The organism is Acinetobacter sp. ANC 4173 (genome assembly GCF_004331255.1).
Lineage (GTDB): Bacteria > Pseudomonadota > Gammaproteobacteria > Pseudomonadales > Moraxellaceae > Acinetobacter.
Map to the genome: position 1 here is coordinate 76,046 of NZ_SJOF01000007.1, position 15,697 is coordinate 91,742.

The window sequence follows — 15,697 nt, forward strand, 5'->3', positions numbered from 1 at the left end:
ACATAAGTAAAAAAGCCCAAATCCTTAAAATTTGGGCTTTTATTCAGAGCTATTAGCGTGCGGTAATATGACCTGTCACATGTGGTTTTTTATTTTTACTATTTTGAATCATAAAATCGATATCCTTACCTACCTGCACAGTGAGGAACTCAACTTTGGAAGGCAAATACATAGGTAATTTAAACCAGACATCAGCCTCATAGCTATCTGGTAAAGTTAAATTGGCTAAGGCTTTTGCTTTGCTCCACATACCATGAGCAATCGCTTGCTTAAAACCAAATGCTTTTGCCGTAATTGCATGAATGTGAATTAAATTGAAATCACCAGAGGTTAAAGCATAACGACGACCTGTATTTTCTGAAACTGTCCACTCTGCCTGAAGCGTATAATTTGGGCGAGTTTCGTCTTTTGCTTTAGTAGCCGCTTTAGTTTCAGTTTTTTGACGTGCAAGATAAGTGGTCACCCCTTGCATCACGACTTCATTGCCCACTTTTGCGGTGGTAATAAAATCAAACTGCACGCCTTTATCATGTGGTTTTAATTCACCAAACTGGCAAGATAGGCTTAAGCTTTCATTTACACCAATTTTACGACTTTGAGAAACTAGATTACGAATATGTACCAAACCTAAAATTGCAAAAGGAAATGCCTCTTGCGTCATCATATGCATTTGTAAACTTTGCGACAAAACAGCTAAATAAATCGCTGGAATATAACCATTATTTTTAAATCCGCACACGGCGTTATACGCTTTCAAATGCTTTGGATCAACCTTAAAAGAATCCACTACATATTCAACTTGCGGAAGAACTTTTTCGCCTTTAGGCTTTTTAAAGATGAGTCCCTGCACGACTTTTGGATAAGCCAAATAAGGTTTCGGAAGCTGAGAAAAATGGCGCGTTTTCATGTTGAACCTATATGAAGTTTTTATTTCAATATTTTTTGAAAGCGTCTTCTCCTTCAGGGAGAAGGTTGGGATGAAGGAAAATTCCATTCCCTTTATTGGTTTTCCCTCTCCTTAAAGAAGAGGGAAAATTAGAGCCTTTTTATGATTAAGCACCCAACAAACTTTGTCCGCACACACGAACAACGTTACCATTTAAGCCTGTCGAAGCCGTTGAAGCAAATAAAGCAATGGTTTCTGCAACATCGACAGGTAAACCACCTTGACTCATCGAGTTCATACGACGGCCTGCTTCACGGATGGCAAATGGAATTGCTGCTGTCATTTGTGTTTCAATAAAGCCTGGTGCAACTGCATTAATGGTTATACCATTTTTTAAGATTGGTGCAGTAAATTTCACCACTCCAATAACACCTGCTTTCGATGCAGCGTAATTGGTTTGACCTAAGTTCCCTGCAATACCTGAAATTGAAGATACACAGATAATACGGCCATTGGCATTCAAACCCTTATGTTCAAGTAAATAATCATTGACTCGTTCAATCGCAGACAAATTGATGTTAATCACCAAGTCCCAGAGTTCTGGCTTCATATTGGCCAAAGTCTTGTCACGGGTAATACCTGCATTGTGCACAATAATATCAACACCGCCCTGTGCTACAGCAGCTTCTTTAATTTTCTGGCCTGCATCTGCTGCGGTAATATCAATCGCTAAAGTCGAACCACCAATTTCACCCGCAACACGATCCAAGTCAGCTTGTTGTTGTGGCACATCCAAACAAATCACATGCGCGCCATCACGTGATAACACATGTGCAATTGCCTCACCAATACCACGGCTCGCACCTGTGACGACAGCAGTTTTTCCTGCAAGTGGTTTTACCCAATCTACATCAATCACATCAGCTTTAGATACACGAATGACTTGTCCTGAAACATAAGCAGAACGTGGCGATAAAGCAAAACGTAAGGTCGATTCTAAATTAGCTTCTGCACCTTCATCTACATAGACCAATTGCGCTGCAATCCCTTTTTTAAATTCTTTGCCTACAGATTTAACAAAACCCTCTAAAGCGCGTTGAGCAATCGCTTGCTTTACTGTTTTAGCCGTTTCAGGTGTTGTTCCCACCACAATGACACGACCTGAAGCGAGAATCTGACGTGAAATCGGGTTAAAGAAATTATAAAGTTCTTTTAATTGTTCAGAATTTTGAATACCAGACGCATCAAAAATGACAGCTTTGAACTTCGACTCACGATCACCATCGTTAAACGCATTCAGCTTTAAACCTTGTGTTGCGGCGACTTGTTGTAATTCTGCATTGTTGCCTGCATAACTATTGGCATGAATATTTGCCAAAACCTGAGAAATTGCACCAGATAATGTGCCTGCTGGTGCAGCACCAACCAAAACTGCCCCTTTAATTACAGGCGTCGCAGAGTCAAAACGATCTAAAAAAGTGGGTGCTGGTAAACCTAAATTTTTAATGACAAATTTACCAATTGGAGATTTTGCGAATGCTTGGTATTGGTCAGTCATGTTTATTATCTCTCAAAACGAATTAAATTTATTTGATGGCTTTTAAACTACTGTTTAACTTCAATATCATGTCAAAGACATAGATTTCAATAGACCCATCAGTTTCCGTTGAATCATACTTGAGTTAATCTAGTGATGACTTGACCTGAATGTATTCTGCAATGTCATTGTAGTCAATTCGAGCTATGCTGTATTGTGTTAATGTACACCTCAAGAATACTGTAACATGCTTGGAAAAGCCTTATGAGCAAAACAACTCAAGATAATCCAGCAGTCGATCATTCTGTGGCTGAAACTTTGTCAAATACATCAAAAGCACGTACTCGTACACGCAAAACAACTGACACAGCTTCTACGTCTGCAACCCCAACGACTAAAACAACACGTACACGTGCAACTTCTTCGCCTCGCAAAAAAGCAGCACCTAGTACAACTAAAACTGAATCTACAACTCAAACTTCTGTCCAACAGGAAAAAATTATGAGTCAAAATACTCCTCGCCGCGTTGCAATTATTGGTGGTAACCGTATTCCATTCGCTCGTTCAAATGGTGCTTATTTCACAGCATCAAACATGGATATGTTTACCGCAGCATTAAATGGTCTTATTGAGCGTTATAATCTTCAAGGTCAACGTCTAGGTGAAGTGGTCGCGGGCGCAGTGTTAAAACATAGCCGTGACTTCAATATGACTCGTGAGTGTGTTCTAGATACTGCTTTAGCCCCTGAAACTCCTGCTTATGATTTGCAACAAGCATGTGGAACAGGCTTACAAGCAGCTTTCCAAGTTGCGAATAAAATTGCCTTGGGACAAATTGAAGTTGGTATCGCTGGTGGTGTAGATACCACTTCAGATGCGCCAATTGCTTTTGGTGATGGTTTACGTAAAGCATTGCTTGAGCTCAATATTGCAAAAACCGGTAAAGACCGTTTAAAAGCATTAACCAAAATTAACCTAAAAAATTTAATGGATGCCCCTAAAAATGGTGAGCCACGTACAGGGCTTTCTATGGGTGATCATCAAGCCATTACTGCATTAGAATGGGGTATTGCTCGTGAAGCGCAGGACGAACTTGCTGCATCTTCACACCAAAAAATGGCAAAGGCTTATGAAGAAGGTTTCTTTGATGACCTCATCACGCCATTTTTAGGTTTAAATCGTGATAACAATTTACGTGCAGACTCATCAGTTGAGAAACTGGCAAAACTTAAACCAGTATTTGGTAAGGGCGATGCTCGTACCATGACCGCAGCTAACTCTACACCTTTGACTGATGGTGCATCATGTGTGTTACTTGCCTCTGAAGAATGGGCAAAAGCCAACGGTCATGAAGTATTGGCTTATTTAACTTTTACTGAAACTGCCGCGGTAGACTTCATTGGCAAGAATGGACCAAAAGAAGGCTTATTAATGGCTCCTGCTTATGCAGTTCCTCGTATGCTTGAACGTGCTGGTATTACTCTGCAAGACTTTGATTATTACGAAATTCATGAAGCCTTTGCTTCACAAGTCCTTTCAACTCTAAAAGCTTGGGAAGATCCGCAATTCTGTAAAGATCGCTTAGGCTTAGCTGCACCTTTAGGTTCAATTGACCGTAGCAAACTTAATGTTAAAGGTTCTTCTTTGGCAGCGGGTCACCCATTTGCTGCAACAGGTGGACGTATTTTAGCAACGGCTGCAAAACTTCTTAACCAGAAAGGCTCTGGTCGCGTACTCATCTCGATTTGTGCGGCGGGTGGTCAAGGTGTAACGGCAATTGTTGAAAAATAATTGACTTACCCCTTCTAAAAAAGCACTTCTACGGAGGTGCTTTTTTTCCCCTCTGAGACTTAAATTAACGCTCAACTTCAAGATCAATTTGTAGCAAACTCAATGATCTTTAGGTTGTCTAAGGTATGAAACCATCCAAAAGAGAAAACGAACCAATAAGATACAGGTAATCACTGCGACAATGATCAAGACTGAATATTCGTCATGTTGGACTACCCCTTGCCAGAACTGATGCAACCAATGCGAGACTTGCAAACCAACACTTACAATAACAAATGCCCAAATAAAACAAGCCAATACATTGATTGCCATATAACGCAAAACTGGATATTGCTTAATCCCAATGATCATAGGAAGAACTGTTCTTAAGCCCCAAGCAAAACGCATCAATAAAATACTTAAGGTCGGATAGTTTTCTATCAGTACACTGGCTTTTTGAAATCTCAGTTTTAATTTTGGATGCTGGTCAATAAAGTCATATCCATATCGTTTACCAATTTGATAATACAACTGATCACCCATAAAACCCCCGATCATTGCAGAAACAATCAACAGCCAAAAATTGAGAACATGCTGATGTACGGCATAAGCACCGAGCATGAGTATCGTTTCACCTTCGAAAAAAGAACCAATGATGACGGCAAAATAACCATAATGCTGTAATAAGTGAGTCCAATCCATCTACATACTCTTTTTATCGTTATTAGGATCTCTTTATTTAAAAATCAAAGCTGAGATACCGCTCAAACTTTTTACGATTATAGGATAGATCATTTAAAAGACTAAAACCGCATTTGAGATATGATTACAAAGTTATTTAATCGATCTGAGATCCGACTCAAGATGCATCAATCACCTTACCTATCGTCAGACAATCGAAATAATGCAATATTTTTATTTTTGTAATGAGTTTGCTGTTAAGCAATTCAACGACTATACATAAAAAAAGCCACTCATTTGCGGCTTTTTAACTTCTTAGGACTGCTGAACAGGAGAATATCCTAAGCGCATTTCAATATGGTCATAACACCATTGGAAAATAAAGGTATAAACCAAAATACACATGGTCAAACTCAGATCCAATAATATGGCTTGCCAAATGGTCATATCCATTGCATACGCCACCATTGGAATAGTGGCTAACATCAAACCGCCCTCAAATCCAATCGCATGCATAATACGAACAGCAACTGTACGCTGCAATTTGCGGCGTTGCTCAAATTTTTCAAAAAAATGATTAAAAATCATATTCCAAAATACAGAAGTGACCGCCATAACAACTCCTAGGCTTCCTGTCACTTCCATAGGCATATTAAAAATAAAACTTAATGCGATGGCAATGATGACCAACAGGATGATCTCATAGCTCAACGCATGAACAATCCTTCTCTTGGAAATCAACATTTAAAACTACTCTTTGTCTTCGATGTTTGCTATTTTATTTTTATTATATTGATTAATCGAGTTAGATTCTTTCAGTTTTATTGAAAGGTCTGTCTTGAAACTTTTTTTAGTAACTTAAGCAAAAAATACGCCAATGAATATTAACCAAGATCAACTGATTATTTTTCAGACTGTGATAGAAACAGGTTCTTTTTCCGCGGCTGCAAGAAAACTGGGTAAAGTCCCTTCCGCGATTAGTATGTCTATTGCAAATCTTGAAATTGATCTGGATCTCACGCTTTTCAGCCGTCAAGGTCGTGAGCCGATTGCAACTGCTCAAGCCATGACTTTATATGAGAAAACTCAACAACTTCTCATTGAAATGAATCAATGGAAACAACATGCCTTTGCCTTAGCTGAAGGTTTAGAATCGAATTTAAACATTGTGGTAGTTTCTGAATTATTGCATACGCATTGGACGGACTACATTCTGCTACTAGAGCAACGTTTTCCTGAACTTCAAATCAACATTTTTTCGGCACCGCAAGAAGATGCATTGCAAATGTTGCTTGATCAATCGGCACAATTAGCATTGATGTTTGAGCGCGAACAATTACAAAGTGGTGAACAATTTGTAGAACTCAAGCGAGAAACGCTTATAGCTGTGGCAGCAATACAACATCCTCTCGCCCAACATGAAAAAATAAGCTATGAGCAATTACTGCAAAGTCGACAAATTGTTGTGGCCAGTCGTGACCGAAGTTTAAAGCCTGAATTGCTTTTTTCTAAAAATTATTGGCGCACGGATAATCATCACTCCTCATGTGCCATGATTTTACAAAACTTAGGTTGGGGCGTACTTCCTTATGAAATGCTCAATGAAAATCCAGCATTGCAACAACAATTAAAAATTCTGAATTTTCAAGATTTTTCGCCCAAATTTGAATATTTCGTCGATTTAGTTTGGAGTCGAGAAAGTCAACTGGGTGCGGCTGCTCGTTTTTTGATTGATCATATTCGAAACAGCAAAAAAAATACGAATTAGCTAAGCTAGACCCCTGATTTTGCTTGGGTCAGACAAAGTTTGTGGTATAACTAAATGACGGGTACAACTTTTAAGAAATAGATCTCAATGACACAGAATGCGTTAAACCAATTAAAAAAGATGACAACCATCGTTGCTGATAGTAGTGACTTAGCGGCAATTGAAAAATTTCGTCCACTCGATGCAACGACCAATCCTTCTTTAATCACGGCTGCAGCCAATCAACAAGAAAACAAAGTTTTAATTGAAGCTGCGTATGATCAAGCAAAACAAGAAGGCTATACTTCTGATGAATTGATTGAACGTACCATTGATATTCTGACCGTAAAATTTGGGGTAGAAATTCTTAAACTCATTGATGGTCGTGTTTCAACGGAAGTGGATGCTTCATTATCTTATGACACCGAAGCAACCATCGCCAAGGCCAAAGAGCTTTTAGCGCTTTATAAAGCTTATGGCATTGATCAAAACAGAATTTTGATCAAAATTGCATCTACATGGGAAGGAATTCAAGCTGCTCGTGTACTTGAAGCTGAAGGTATTCACTGTAACCTCACACTACTGTTTGGTTTACATCAAGCTCAAGCCTGTGCAGATGCTAAAGTAACCTTAATTTCTCCATTTGTTGGTCGTATTTTGGATTGGTACAAAAAAGCAGAGAATGTACAGAACTATCCTATTGAAAAAGACCCTGGCGTACTCTCTGTAAAGCAAATTTATCAATATTACAAACAGCACCACATTCAAACTGAAATTATGGGTGCAAGTTTCCGTAGTATCGATCAAGTCCTTGGTTTAGCAGGTTGTGATTTATTAACTGTATCTCCTAATTTATTGGCTGAATTAGAACTTGATACACGTGAAGTACAACTTCAGCTCGACCCAAACCAAATTACAAGCAGTTCCGAACAAGCAGTCATTCTTGATAAAGCGACGTTTAAAGACCATTTAGAACATGATCTAATGGCCTTCCAATTGCTGCAAGGCGGTATTGATGGCTTTATTAAAGCACGTGAACAACTCAGTACCTTATTACGTCAATCATTCGGTTTAGATGCTGAAATTCAGGCTTAAAATCACGCACCATAAGTGTGCAAACCTTAAGCCCATTTTGTTACAATAACAAAATGGGCTTTTTATAATGAGTATATTGTGTTTGGCATTACGGATCTCAGTACCTATATTATTGGAACAATTTTAATTGTTATTCTTCCCGGTCCAAATTCGTTATATGTCATGTCGATTGCCTCACGCTTCGGAACACGGATAGGTTATCTTGCGGCCTTAGGCGTTTTTACTGGCGATCTCATTCTAATTCTTTGCACCATCTTCGGTGCTGCTTCTTTATTACATAGTTTTCCATGGTTATTTACCGTGCTAAAAGTAGTCGGTGCAGCTTATCTATCCTACTTGGGTAGCCGACTCATCATTGCAAGCGTCCGTACTTGGAAAGGGACGACTGCTCAAGCATTGGAAAGCTCGAACAAAATCACCACTTATAAAGATGCTCAACCCTATCGTACTGCATTAACAATTAGTATCCTCAACCCTAAAGCGATTTTATTTTATCTGTCTTTCTTCGTACAATTTGTCGACCCGAGCTATCCGTACCCAGCAATTAGCTTTACGCTGATGTCGGTTATTTTACAGATCATTAGTATGCTTTATTTAAGTATTCTGATTTTCTCTGGCGTACGTTTTGCAGCATTTTTCAATCAGCGTTATCGCCTCACTTCAGTTGCCGTCGCAATCGTTGGATTTGCTTTTTTAGGCTTCGGAATTAAATTAGCATTTTCAACACTATAGTTGAATAAATTTCAATAAATATCGTTAAAACGTGAAATATCGTTTAATTTTTAGATATTCACTTTCCCAAAATATAGCTTAAGCGTATGATGCAAGACCTACATTTAAACCTTTGGTCAAAATAGAATAAGTACGGATACATGCAAAAACTCATTCAAGATTTTTCTATTCCCGCAGTCTTCGCTGGTTTCATCACGTTTTTAATTGGGATCAGTGTTTCTGCAGTGTTGGTTATTCAAGCTGCTCAAATTTTAGGGGCAAGCACAGAACAAATCACCTCGTGGTTTTGGGCTTTAGGGCTTGGAATTGGTCTGGTGGGTATGTTTCTGTCTTGGAAACTAAAATACCCAGTGTCTACTGCATGGTCTACTGCGGGTTTAGCCCTCATTATTGCCACAGGCAGTGGTTATAGCTTAAATGAAGCAATTGGTGCTTTTCTGATTTGTGGCTTAATTACTGCGGTTTTAGGTTATTTAGGCATTTTTGAAAAAATTCTAACGCTTATTCCACAAAGCCTGACCAGCGCGATGTTAGCTGGTGTATTGTTAAAATTTGGCATCGAACTCTTTGCTAGCCTTAAAACTGATTGGGGATTTATTCTATCCTTATTAGCAGTTTATATCGTTGCGAAAAAACTTACTCCGCGCTACAGCATTGTATTAACCGTTATTGCTGCTATTGCCTTATGCCCAGTCTTTTTAGAATTTCATGCCCCGACAGTTACATGGAGTATGGCTCAACCTGTCTGGATGACACCTGACTTTACTTGGTCTGCAATTTTAGGTCTTGCACTTCCCCTGTTTGTGATTAACATGGCTTCACAATATTTACCTGGCATTGCCATGATTAAAAGTTATGGCTATCAACCTCATGTCAATCAGTTGATTGGGGGAACAGGACTAATTCAAGCGGTACTAGCCCCTTTTGGTTGTTATAGTGTAAATATCGCAGCCATTAGTGCAGCAGTCAGCTTAGACGATCAAGTACATCCAGACCCAAGTAAGCGCTATATTGCGGGTATTAGTTGTGGTTTCTTCTACGTATTAATGGGGTTATTTGCAGCGACACTCACTAGCCTTTTAATGTCGTTCCCACATATTTTTATTGTTACATTAGCTGGAATAGCCTTATTTGGTACCATCAGCCACAACATAGCACTGGCCTTTCATGAAGTTTCTAACCGTGAAGCTGCACTCATGACTTTTTTATTTAGTGCGTCTGGCGTTCAGTTTTTTGGCATTGGTTCTGCATTCTGGGGACTACTGTTCGGCTTCGTAGTTGCATTCATTATGAAATTAAACATCAAAAAATAAGCACTATAGAACAAAAAAGCATGCAAAATTTGCATGCTTTTTTCACCGTTTTGTATCAATGTCCAATCGAGTTTGAAAAAACGTTCATTACAATTACCCCTCCAACAATCATGGCAATTCCAATCAAAGCAGGTAAATCTAAAATTTGTTTAAATACAAAAAATCCGATCAAAGCCGTTAATACAATACCCACACCACCCCAAATTGCATAGGCAATTCCCAAGGGAATAGTTTTGATCACTTGCGATAATAAATAAAAAGAAATGACATAAAACACAACCACCAACAGGCTTGGTCCTAATTTTGTAAAACCATCAGATTTTACTAAAAATACAGAGCCAGTCACTTCGGAAACAATTGCCAAAGCCAACATCGCATAAGCCAATATCAGTGCATTCATACTTTACTTCACCTCTCCAAATTTTCTGGATGCAGCTTAACAGTTCATAATTGCTCATTATATGATTTTTCTATAATTCAGAATCTAAATCACTGTTTTCTTGTACAAAAGAAATGGTTTGTTCAAACGTTTGCTGACTGGCTTTTAACCCCATAAGAAACTGATACTCATGAATTAATAACTCTTTACTCTCAGGATAAAATACAGCAGTTACAGGGATCTCCTGCTGCTTTAATGCTGCAACAAACGGGATCGACTGAGTCGATGTTAAAAAATCTTTATTGCCACCACTAATAAACACAGGAGGATAGTTTGGAGTTAAATGTTGCATTGGAGATATTTCATTTAAGAAAGCGACATCATTCTTACGTTCTCCTGTATATGCCTGTACTAAACTATAAATGCCCCATTCTATAATTTTTCGCTCATCAGGTGCTGTCGCAGCGAATGAGGCCATATCATAAATACCACAATGCAAAATTAACCCTTTAAGTTGCTGTCGTTGTATCGCAGGGACAAAATTCGACTGTTGCGCAAACTCAGGATTACTTAATAAAGCAGCATAATGGCTTGCCAAATTAGCACCAGCAGAGTCACCTGCCAAATACAATTGATTGGCATCAATCTGATAGTCCTCAGCCTGTTTACTAATAAACTTAAGGGCCTGATTAATTTGCAATAACTGATTCGGGTAAATCACTTGAGGGGCGAATTGGTACTCGACAGATACAACATTAAAACCTTGTGCAACAAGTAATTTAAAGTATCCACGAGCATGTTCTTTTGAACCAGAAATCCATCCCCCACCATGAATCCAGACAATTGTAGGTCTTAAACCAAGTTCTTTTATATTTTCAGGTTGATAGAGATCAAGCCCTAGTTTTGGATCTTTGGAATATTCAATATTTGAATGAATCAATACGTTTTTAGGTGCGTGCTTATCCAGCATTTTTTTCTGTATTTCTGTGGCCGTGTTAAAACTCCGCGCAATAACTTTGCTACTTTTTTGAGTATTTTGGCATGCTGTTAACAACACCAACATACAGCTTAAAATGATAAAAATTGTCTTTTTATGCATGAGCAATTCCACAGTTTTTTTAAGTCTTTTGATAAAGATATGTATTTAAATAACTTTTTACAACAGGCTTATTTTAGCTGAAAAAGCAAAGCCTTCTGCATAAAAAAATCAGGTAAAAAACTTCCTATTCTGATCGTAACCTTTTAATGTAAATCTGATGAAAACACTCAACTTTTTAACTTTTAGATGAAATCTAAAAATATTAAAAATTTCTAATTAATTGAATGAATTTACGCTGTTTTTTCACTTTATAAATTGATCACAATCTGACTATGTGCTATCTATAATTAAGTAGCAATAATCATAAACAACAGGAGTAAATCCGATGTCTTACCAACATATTTTAGTTCCAGTAGACGGCTCTGCAATCTCATTCTCCGCAGTTAAACACGCCGCGATTATTGCGAAAGCATTTGGCAGCGAATTAACTTTAATTAGCCTTGTTGCAGAAGATCCTTTTACTGAAGTCGACTTTTATTATTCTTCTGCAATTATGAAAGAATACTTTGTACAAGCTTATGCAAATGCTGAAAAAGCCCTAAAAGAAGCGATTGTCTTTGCTCAGGCTGAAGGTGTTGAGCCAACAACTCAAATCATTAAAGGGCAAGTTTCTGCGGAAGGTGTGGTTCAAACTGCCGAAGAAAAGAAATCTGACTTAATTGTTATGGGTTCGCATGGTCGTAAGGGCTTCCAAAAGTTTTTACTCGGTAGTTTCGCGCAAGATGTGCTTCGCGGTACACATTTGCCTGTTTTAATTGTGAAAGAATAAGTCCAAAAATTCAGCACCTACTTTTACGTGGGTGCTCATTGAAGTATCTTTCGTAGATGCTTTAAAAGTTCTCTAATACACAAAGCCAAGTTTTTATAATAATGATCGAAGGTGTGCACTCATGACTTATCAACATATTTTAGTACCTGTCGATGAATCTCCAATCTCATATACTGCTGTTGAGCAAGCACTTTCTTTAGCCAAACTATTAAACTGTCGTGTTACCGTAATGTGTGTAGTGGCTGTCGACCCTTTTGTCGGCGTAGACTTTTATAAAGTTGCCCCAGCAATTACAGATTATTTTATGCAGGCGGAAGAAAATGCTCAAAAACGTCTGGCAGATATTAAACAATCCTTCGTTCGGGATGAAATTGAGGTCGACACCAAAGTCATTCGTGGTGTTTCTGTTGCAGATGGCATTATCCACATTGCGGATGAAGTCAGTGCCGACTTAATCATTATGGGCTCACATGGTCGTACTGGCTTCAAGAAGATGATGCTTGGTAGTGTTGCGCAAGCTGTACTTACCCAGTCTCCTATTCCAGTTCTGATTGTAAAAGTTTAGAGCACATAAAAAAATCCCTCTGCTTAGAGGGATTTTTTTATGTGTTTGTTCAGCAAAATGCAAACTTACATCATTAAAAGCAGCTTTATTACTTGTTAGTTTGAATCGCACGCGCCATTACATCTTCAGGCACTTAGTCTGTAAATACCACGGCTAAAGCTTTGTCATTTTAGACCTTTTCTCTATATTGGCCTACAATAGGACATTCTATAATCATAAAAAATTCAAGAAAATAAATATCTTATATCACTTCACTTATTCAGTGATTGTATTTTCACTTTTAATGAAGCCAATAAAAAGGCTATTTCTCATTGCTGAAAAATAGCCTGAACATGCTTAAAGTTTAGAAAACTCTTTATCAGATACTCAGCATACTGTTTAAAGTTTCCACCACATTTTTAGATTTGACTTGTGGCTTTAAAGCCTCTAAAGATGCCAATACATCGGAACGTTGTGGTTCGGCTAAAGTATACCAACGAGATAAAACCTGTAATAAGCGCGAACCTAAAATTGGATTTTTTTCGTCTAAATACTTGGCCAAATCTATAAAATGTTCAACACCAAAGCTCCAAGTATTTACAGGGTTGCTATTTAAACCACCGCTCACAGCACGAATTCGGTTTGGCACTGCCAAATCATAATCTGGATGATTAATCAAAGTTCGAATACTTTCTGCAGTTGCATTCGGATTTGACGCTTGCACTGTAAACCACTGGTCAAGAGAAAGAGCCTCATCTTTGAAACGCGTATAAAAGTCTTGGAGAGCAGTTGAAGCTTGTGGTGCATCATTCCAGACTAAAACACTTAAAGCCCCTAAACGCTCAGACATATTGGTCGTACTGGTGTATTGACGGTAAGCCAAATCAAAAGCTTCTGTGTCACCTTGTCGTGCCAACATCATCAACATGATATTTTTTAATGCCCGCACACCCATTGCCTGTGAAAAATCTTTCTGCAAATCAGGGTCCAAAGCTAAGTATGTTTCTTTACAGAATTGACCTAATTCACGTGCCAAGGTATTTAACAATGCATTACGCTTTTCTTGAATTACGACAGGATTATAGTTTTCATCAATACGACTGCCCAAATAACCTTCGCTCGGAACATCAAACAAACGTGAAGCCAGTAAAGGATCTTTTTCGACAAGTGCTGGCAACGTATTTTTAATGGCTTGAACATAAATTGCTGCATCATGATCATTCAATAAAACACGCTCTAACAAGGTTTGTGTTGCCTGCCATTGGTTAAAGCCATTGGTTTCATACTGAATCAGGAACGCCAATTCTTCATCTGAATAATTAAATTCAAGATTGACTGGTGCAGAGAAATTACGTAGTAAAGACACGACAGGTTTAGCTGTTACATCTATAAAGACAATGCTAGCTTGTTCTTGATCGAACAAATACACACCATCTTTCACGCCATTTTCAAATAATGCATCAGATTGTAGCGTGTATTGTTCACCTGTTTCCGCATTAAATAATGCCAGTGCCACAGGAATAGGCACTGCTTTTAAGTTCGGGTATTTCGCATGGGCTTTAAGGCTTTGTTTAAAACTCAAACGATAGGTTTGTGCCGCAGCATCATACTCTCCTGTCGCTTCAAGTTTTGGCGTGCCTGGTTGATTGTACCAAGTCAGGAAATTTGACAAATCAACACCTGAACCCGCAGTTAAAGCCGCAACCCAATCTTCAACTGTTACAGCTTGACCATCGTGACGGTAGAAATATTCATCTGTACCTTTACGGAATTTTTCTTTTCCTAATAAAGTCGCCATCATGCGGTTAATTTCCGCACCTTTCTCATATACAGTTGCTGTGTAAAAGTTATTAATTTCTACAAAATGGTCAGGACGTGGCGGATGTGATAAAGGACCTGAATCTTCCGGGAATTGATGTGCTTTGAGTACCGCCACATCATCAATCCGTTGCACAGCTGCCGATTGCAAATCTTCCGAAAAAGATTGATCACGAAAAACTGTTAAGCCTTCTTTTAAACATAATTGGAACCAGTCACGGCAAGTAATACGGTTGCCCGTCCAGTTATGGAAGTATTCATGCGCAATGACCGATTGCACACGCATAATTGCGGCGTCCGTGGTGTATTCTTCATCTGCCAGTACACATGAGGTATTAAAGATATTTAAGCCTTTATTTTCCATTGCGCCCATGTTGAAAGCGCTAGTGGCAACAATCATGTAATTGTCTAGATCATATGGACGACCATAATGTTCTTCATCCCAACGCATCGAATGTTTTAAGGCTTCCATCGCAATATGGCATTTTGGAATATCTTTTTCTTCAGCATAAATTTCCAAAGCCACATCACGCCCTTCAGAGGTCGTGTAACGATCTTTTAAAACGGCCAAATCACCAATCACACAAGCAAAAAGATAGCTTGGTTTTTTGGTTGGATCTTGCCAAATCGCAAAATGGCGGTCTTCACCAACTAAACCTGTTTCAAGCAAATTACCATTGGCTAAAAGCACTGGATATTTTTTATCGGCTTCTACACGCGTCGTAAATACACCTAAAACATCAGGACGGTCTGGATAGAATGTAATTTTACGGAAACCTTCTGGTTCATTTTGTGTTACATACAAATCTGATGCTGCTTGGTATAAGCCTTCAAGTTGCGTATTTGATTCTGGATGAATGATCACCGATGTTTCTAAAATGACTTCATTTGGTGCATTATGAATAACAAGCTGCTCACTATCTAAGGTGTAATCGCCTGCATTTAAAACCTGACCATTTAAACTTATAGACTTCAGCTCTAAATCACGCCCCAATAAGACCAAATCACCTTCAGTCTGGCGTTTCATGACCAAATTGGCATCCACTTGAGTGTGTTCTGCATACACCTGAATATCTAAATTGATCGAATCAACTAGAAATACAGGTTTTTCATAGTCTTTTAAATAGACAGTTTGGTCTGCTTCAACCACTGGATTTGCCGCAATATTCATATCATTTCCTATTTGTCTTTTTAGCATTGACCTTTGCATTGCGTAAAATCTTTCAACACAGCACAAGAATCTTTGCCCTTATTTATCATTCAATATGGGTGTTTATTTTCCGCATTTCAATCATGATTGCGCATAATTTTAAGGAGATGTATTTTA

At 38.4% G+C, this 15,697-nt stretch carries 14 protein-coding genes; 7 read left to right on the forward strand and 7 right to left on the reverse strand.

Annotated elements, in window-relative coordinates:
- Positions 1-52: 52 nt before the first annotated feature.
- Together E0H94_RS09890 and E0H94_RS09895 are read right to left on the reverse strand one after the other, a co-directional pair.
- A complete protein-coding gene (locus E0H94_RS09890) occupies positions 53-907 on the reverse strand; it encodes a MaoC family dehydratase (RefSeq protein WP_131326335.1) in 855 nt (284 codons plus the stop codon).
- Positions 908-1,052: 145 nt separating this feature from the next.
- Positions 1,053-2,444, reverse strand: a complete 1,392-nt coding sequence (locus E0H94_RS09895) for a 3-oxoacyl-ACP reductase (protein WP_131326337.1) — start codon at positions 2,442-2,444, stop codon at positions 1,053-1,055.
- Between the two features lie 243 nt (positions 2,445-2,687).
- Between E0H94_RS09895 and E0H94_RS09900 the strand changes: the two genes are divergently transcribed.
- Positions 2,688-4,214, forward strand: a complete 1,527-nt coding sequence (locus E0H94_RS09900; RefSeq protein WP_131326338.1) for an acetyl-CoA C-acetyltransferase — start codon at positions 2,688-2,690, stop codon at positions 4,212-4,214.
- A 99-nt stretch (positions 4,215-4,313) separates the two neighbouring features.
- On the opposite strand, the gene E0H94_RS09905 is transcribed toward E0H94_RS09900, so the two are convergent.
- Both E0H94_RS09905 and aceI read right to left on the reverse strand, forming a co-directional pair.
- Positions 4,314-4,895, reverse strand: a complete 582-nt coding sequence (locus E0H94_RS09905; RefSeq protein WP_131326340.1) for a DedA family protein — start codon at positions 4,893-4,895, stop codon at positions 4,314-4,316.
- 294 nt (positions 4,896-5,189) lie between these two features.
- Positions 5,190-5,618, reverse strand: coding sequence for a chlorhexidine efflux PACE transporter AceI (aceI, locus tag E0H94_RS09910; protein WP_131326342.1), 429 nt, complete (start codon positions 5,616-5,618; stop codon positions 5,190-5,192).
- A gap of 133 nt (positions 5,619-5,751) precedes the next feature.
- Between aceI and E0H94_RS09915 the strand changes: the two genes are divergently transcribed.
- The 4 genes from E0H94_RS09915 to E0H94_RS09930 all read left to right on the forward strand — a co-directional run bounded on the left by E0H94_RS09915 (position 5,752) and on the right by E0H94_RS09930 (position 9,761).
- A complete protein-coding gene (locus E0H94_RS09915) occupies positions 5,752-6,642 on the forward strand; it encodes a LysR family transcriptional regulator (RefSeq protein ID WP_131326344.1) in 891 nt (296 codons plus the stop codon).
- An 87-nt stretch (positions 6,643-6,729) separates the two neighbouring features.
- Complete coding sequence (gene tal, locus E0H94_RS09920; protein ID WP_131326346.1) at positions 6,730-7,716, forward strand: transaldolase; 987 nt, start codon at positions 6,730-6,732, stop codon at positions 7,714-7,716.
- A 78-nt stretch (positions 7,717-7,794) separates the two neighbouring features.
- Positions 7,795-8,448 carry a leucine efflux protein LeuE gene (gene leuE / locus E0H94_RS09925; protein WP_131326348.1) on the forward strand — a complete coding sequence of 218 codons (654 nt, stop codon included), beginning with the start codon at positions 7,795-7,797 and terminating at the stop codon, positions 8,446-8,448.
- Positions 8,449-8,588: 140 nt separating this feature from the next.
- The gene (locus tag E0H94_RS09930) at positions 8,589-9,761 is read left to right on the forward strand and encodes a benzoate/H(+) symporter BenE family transporter (RefSeq protein ID WP_131326350.1); all 1,173 of its coding nucleotides are present in this window, start codon (positions 8,589-8,591) and stop codon (positions 9,759-9,761) included.
- Positions 9,762-9,816: 55 nt separating this feature from the next.
- Here the strand turns inward: E0H94_RS09930 and E0H94_RS09935 are convergent, their stop codons facing one another.
- Together E0H94_RS09935 and E0H94_RS09940 are read right to left on the reverse strand one after the other, a co-directional pair.
- Positions 9,817-10,161 carry a DMT family transporter gene (locus tag E0H94_RS09935; RefSeq protein WP_131326352.1) on the reverse strand — a complete coding sequence of 115 codons (345 nt, stop codon included), beginning with the start codon at positions 10,159-10,161 and terminating at the stop codon, positions 9,817-9,819.
- A 70-nt stretch (positions 10,162-10,231) separates the two neighbouring features.
- The gene (locus E0H94_RS09940; RefSeq protein WP_131326354.1) at positions 10,232-11,239 is read right to left on the reverse strand and encodes an alpha/beta hydrolase; all 1,008 of its coding nucleotides are present in this window, start codon (positions 11,237-11,239) and stop codon (positions 10,232-10,234) included.
- Positions 11,240-11,564: 325 nt separating this feature from the next.
- Between E0H94_RS09940 and E0H94_RS09945 the strand changes: the two genes are divergently transcribed.
- Positions 11,565-12,008, forward strand: coding sequence for a universal stress protein (locus E0H94_RS09945; protein ID WP_131326356.1), 444 nt, complete (start codon positions 11,565-11,567; stop codon positions 12,006-12,008).
- A gap of 121 nt (positions 12,009-12,129) precedes the next feature.
- Positions 12,130-12,573, forward strand: a complete 444-nt coding sequence (locus E0H94_RS09950) for a universal stress protein (RefSeq protein WP_131326358.1) — start codon at positions 12,130-12,132, stop codon at positions 12,571-12,573.
- A gap of 358 nt (positions 12,574-12,931) precedes the next feature.
- On the opposite strand, the gene pepN is transcribed toward E0H94_RS09950, so the two are convergent.
- The gene (gene pepN, locus E0H94_RS09955; protein WP_131326360.1) at positions 12,932-15,541 is read right to left on the reverse strand and encodes an aminopeptidase N; all 2,610 of its coding nucleotides are present in this window, start codon (positions 15,539-15,541) and stop codon (positions 12,932-12,934) included.
- Between the last annotated feature and the right edge of the window lie 156 nt (positions 15,542-15,697).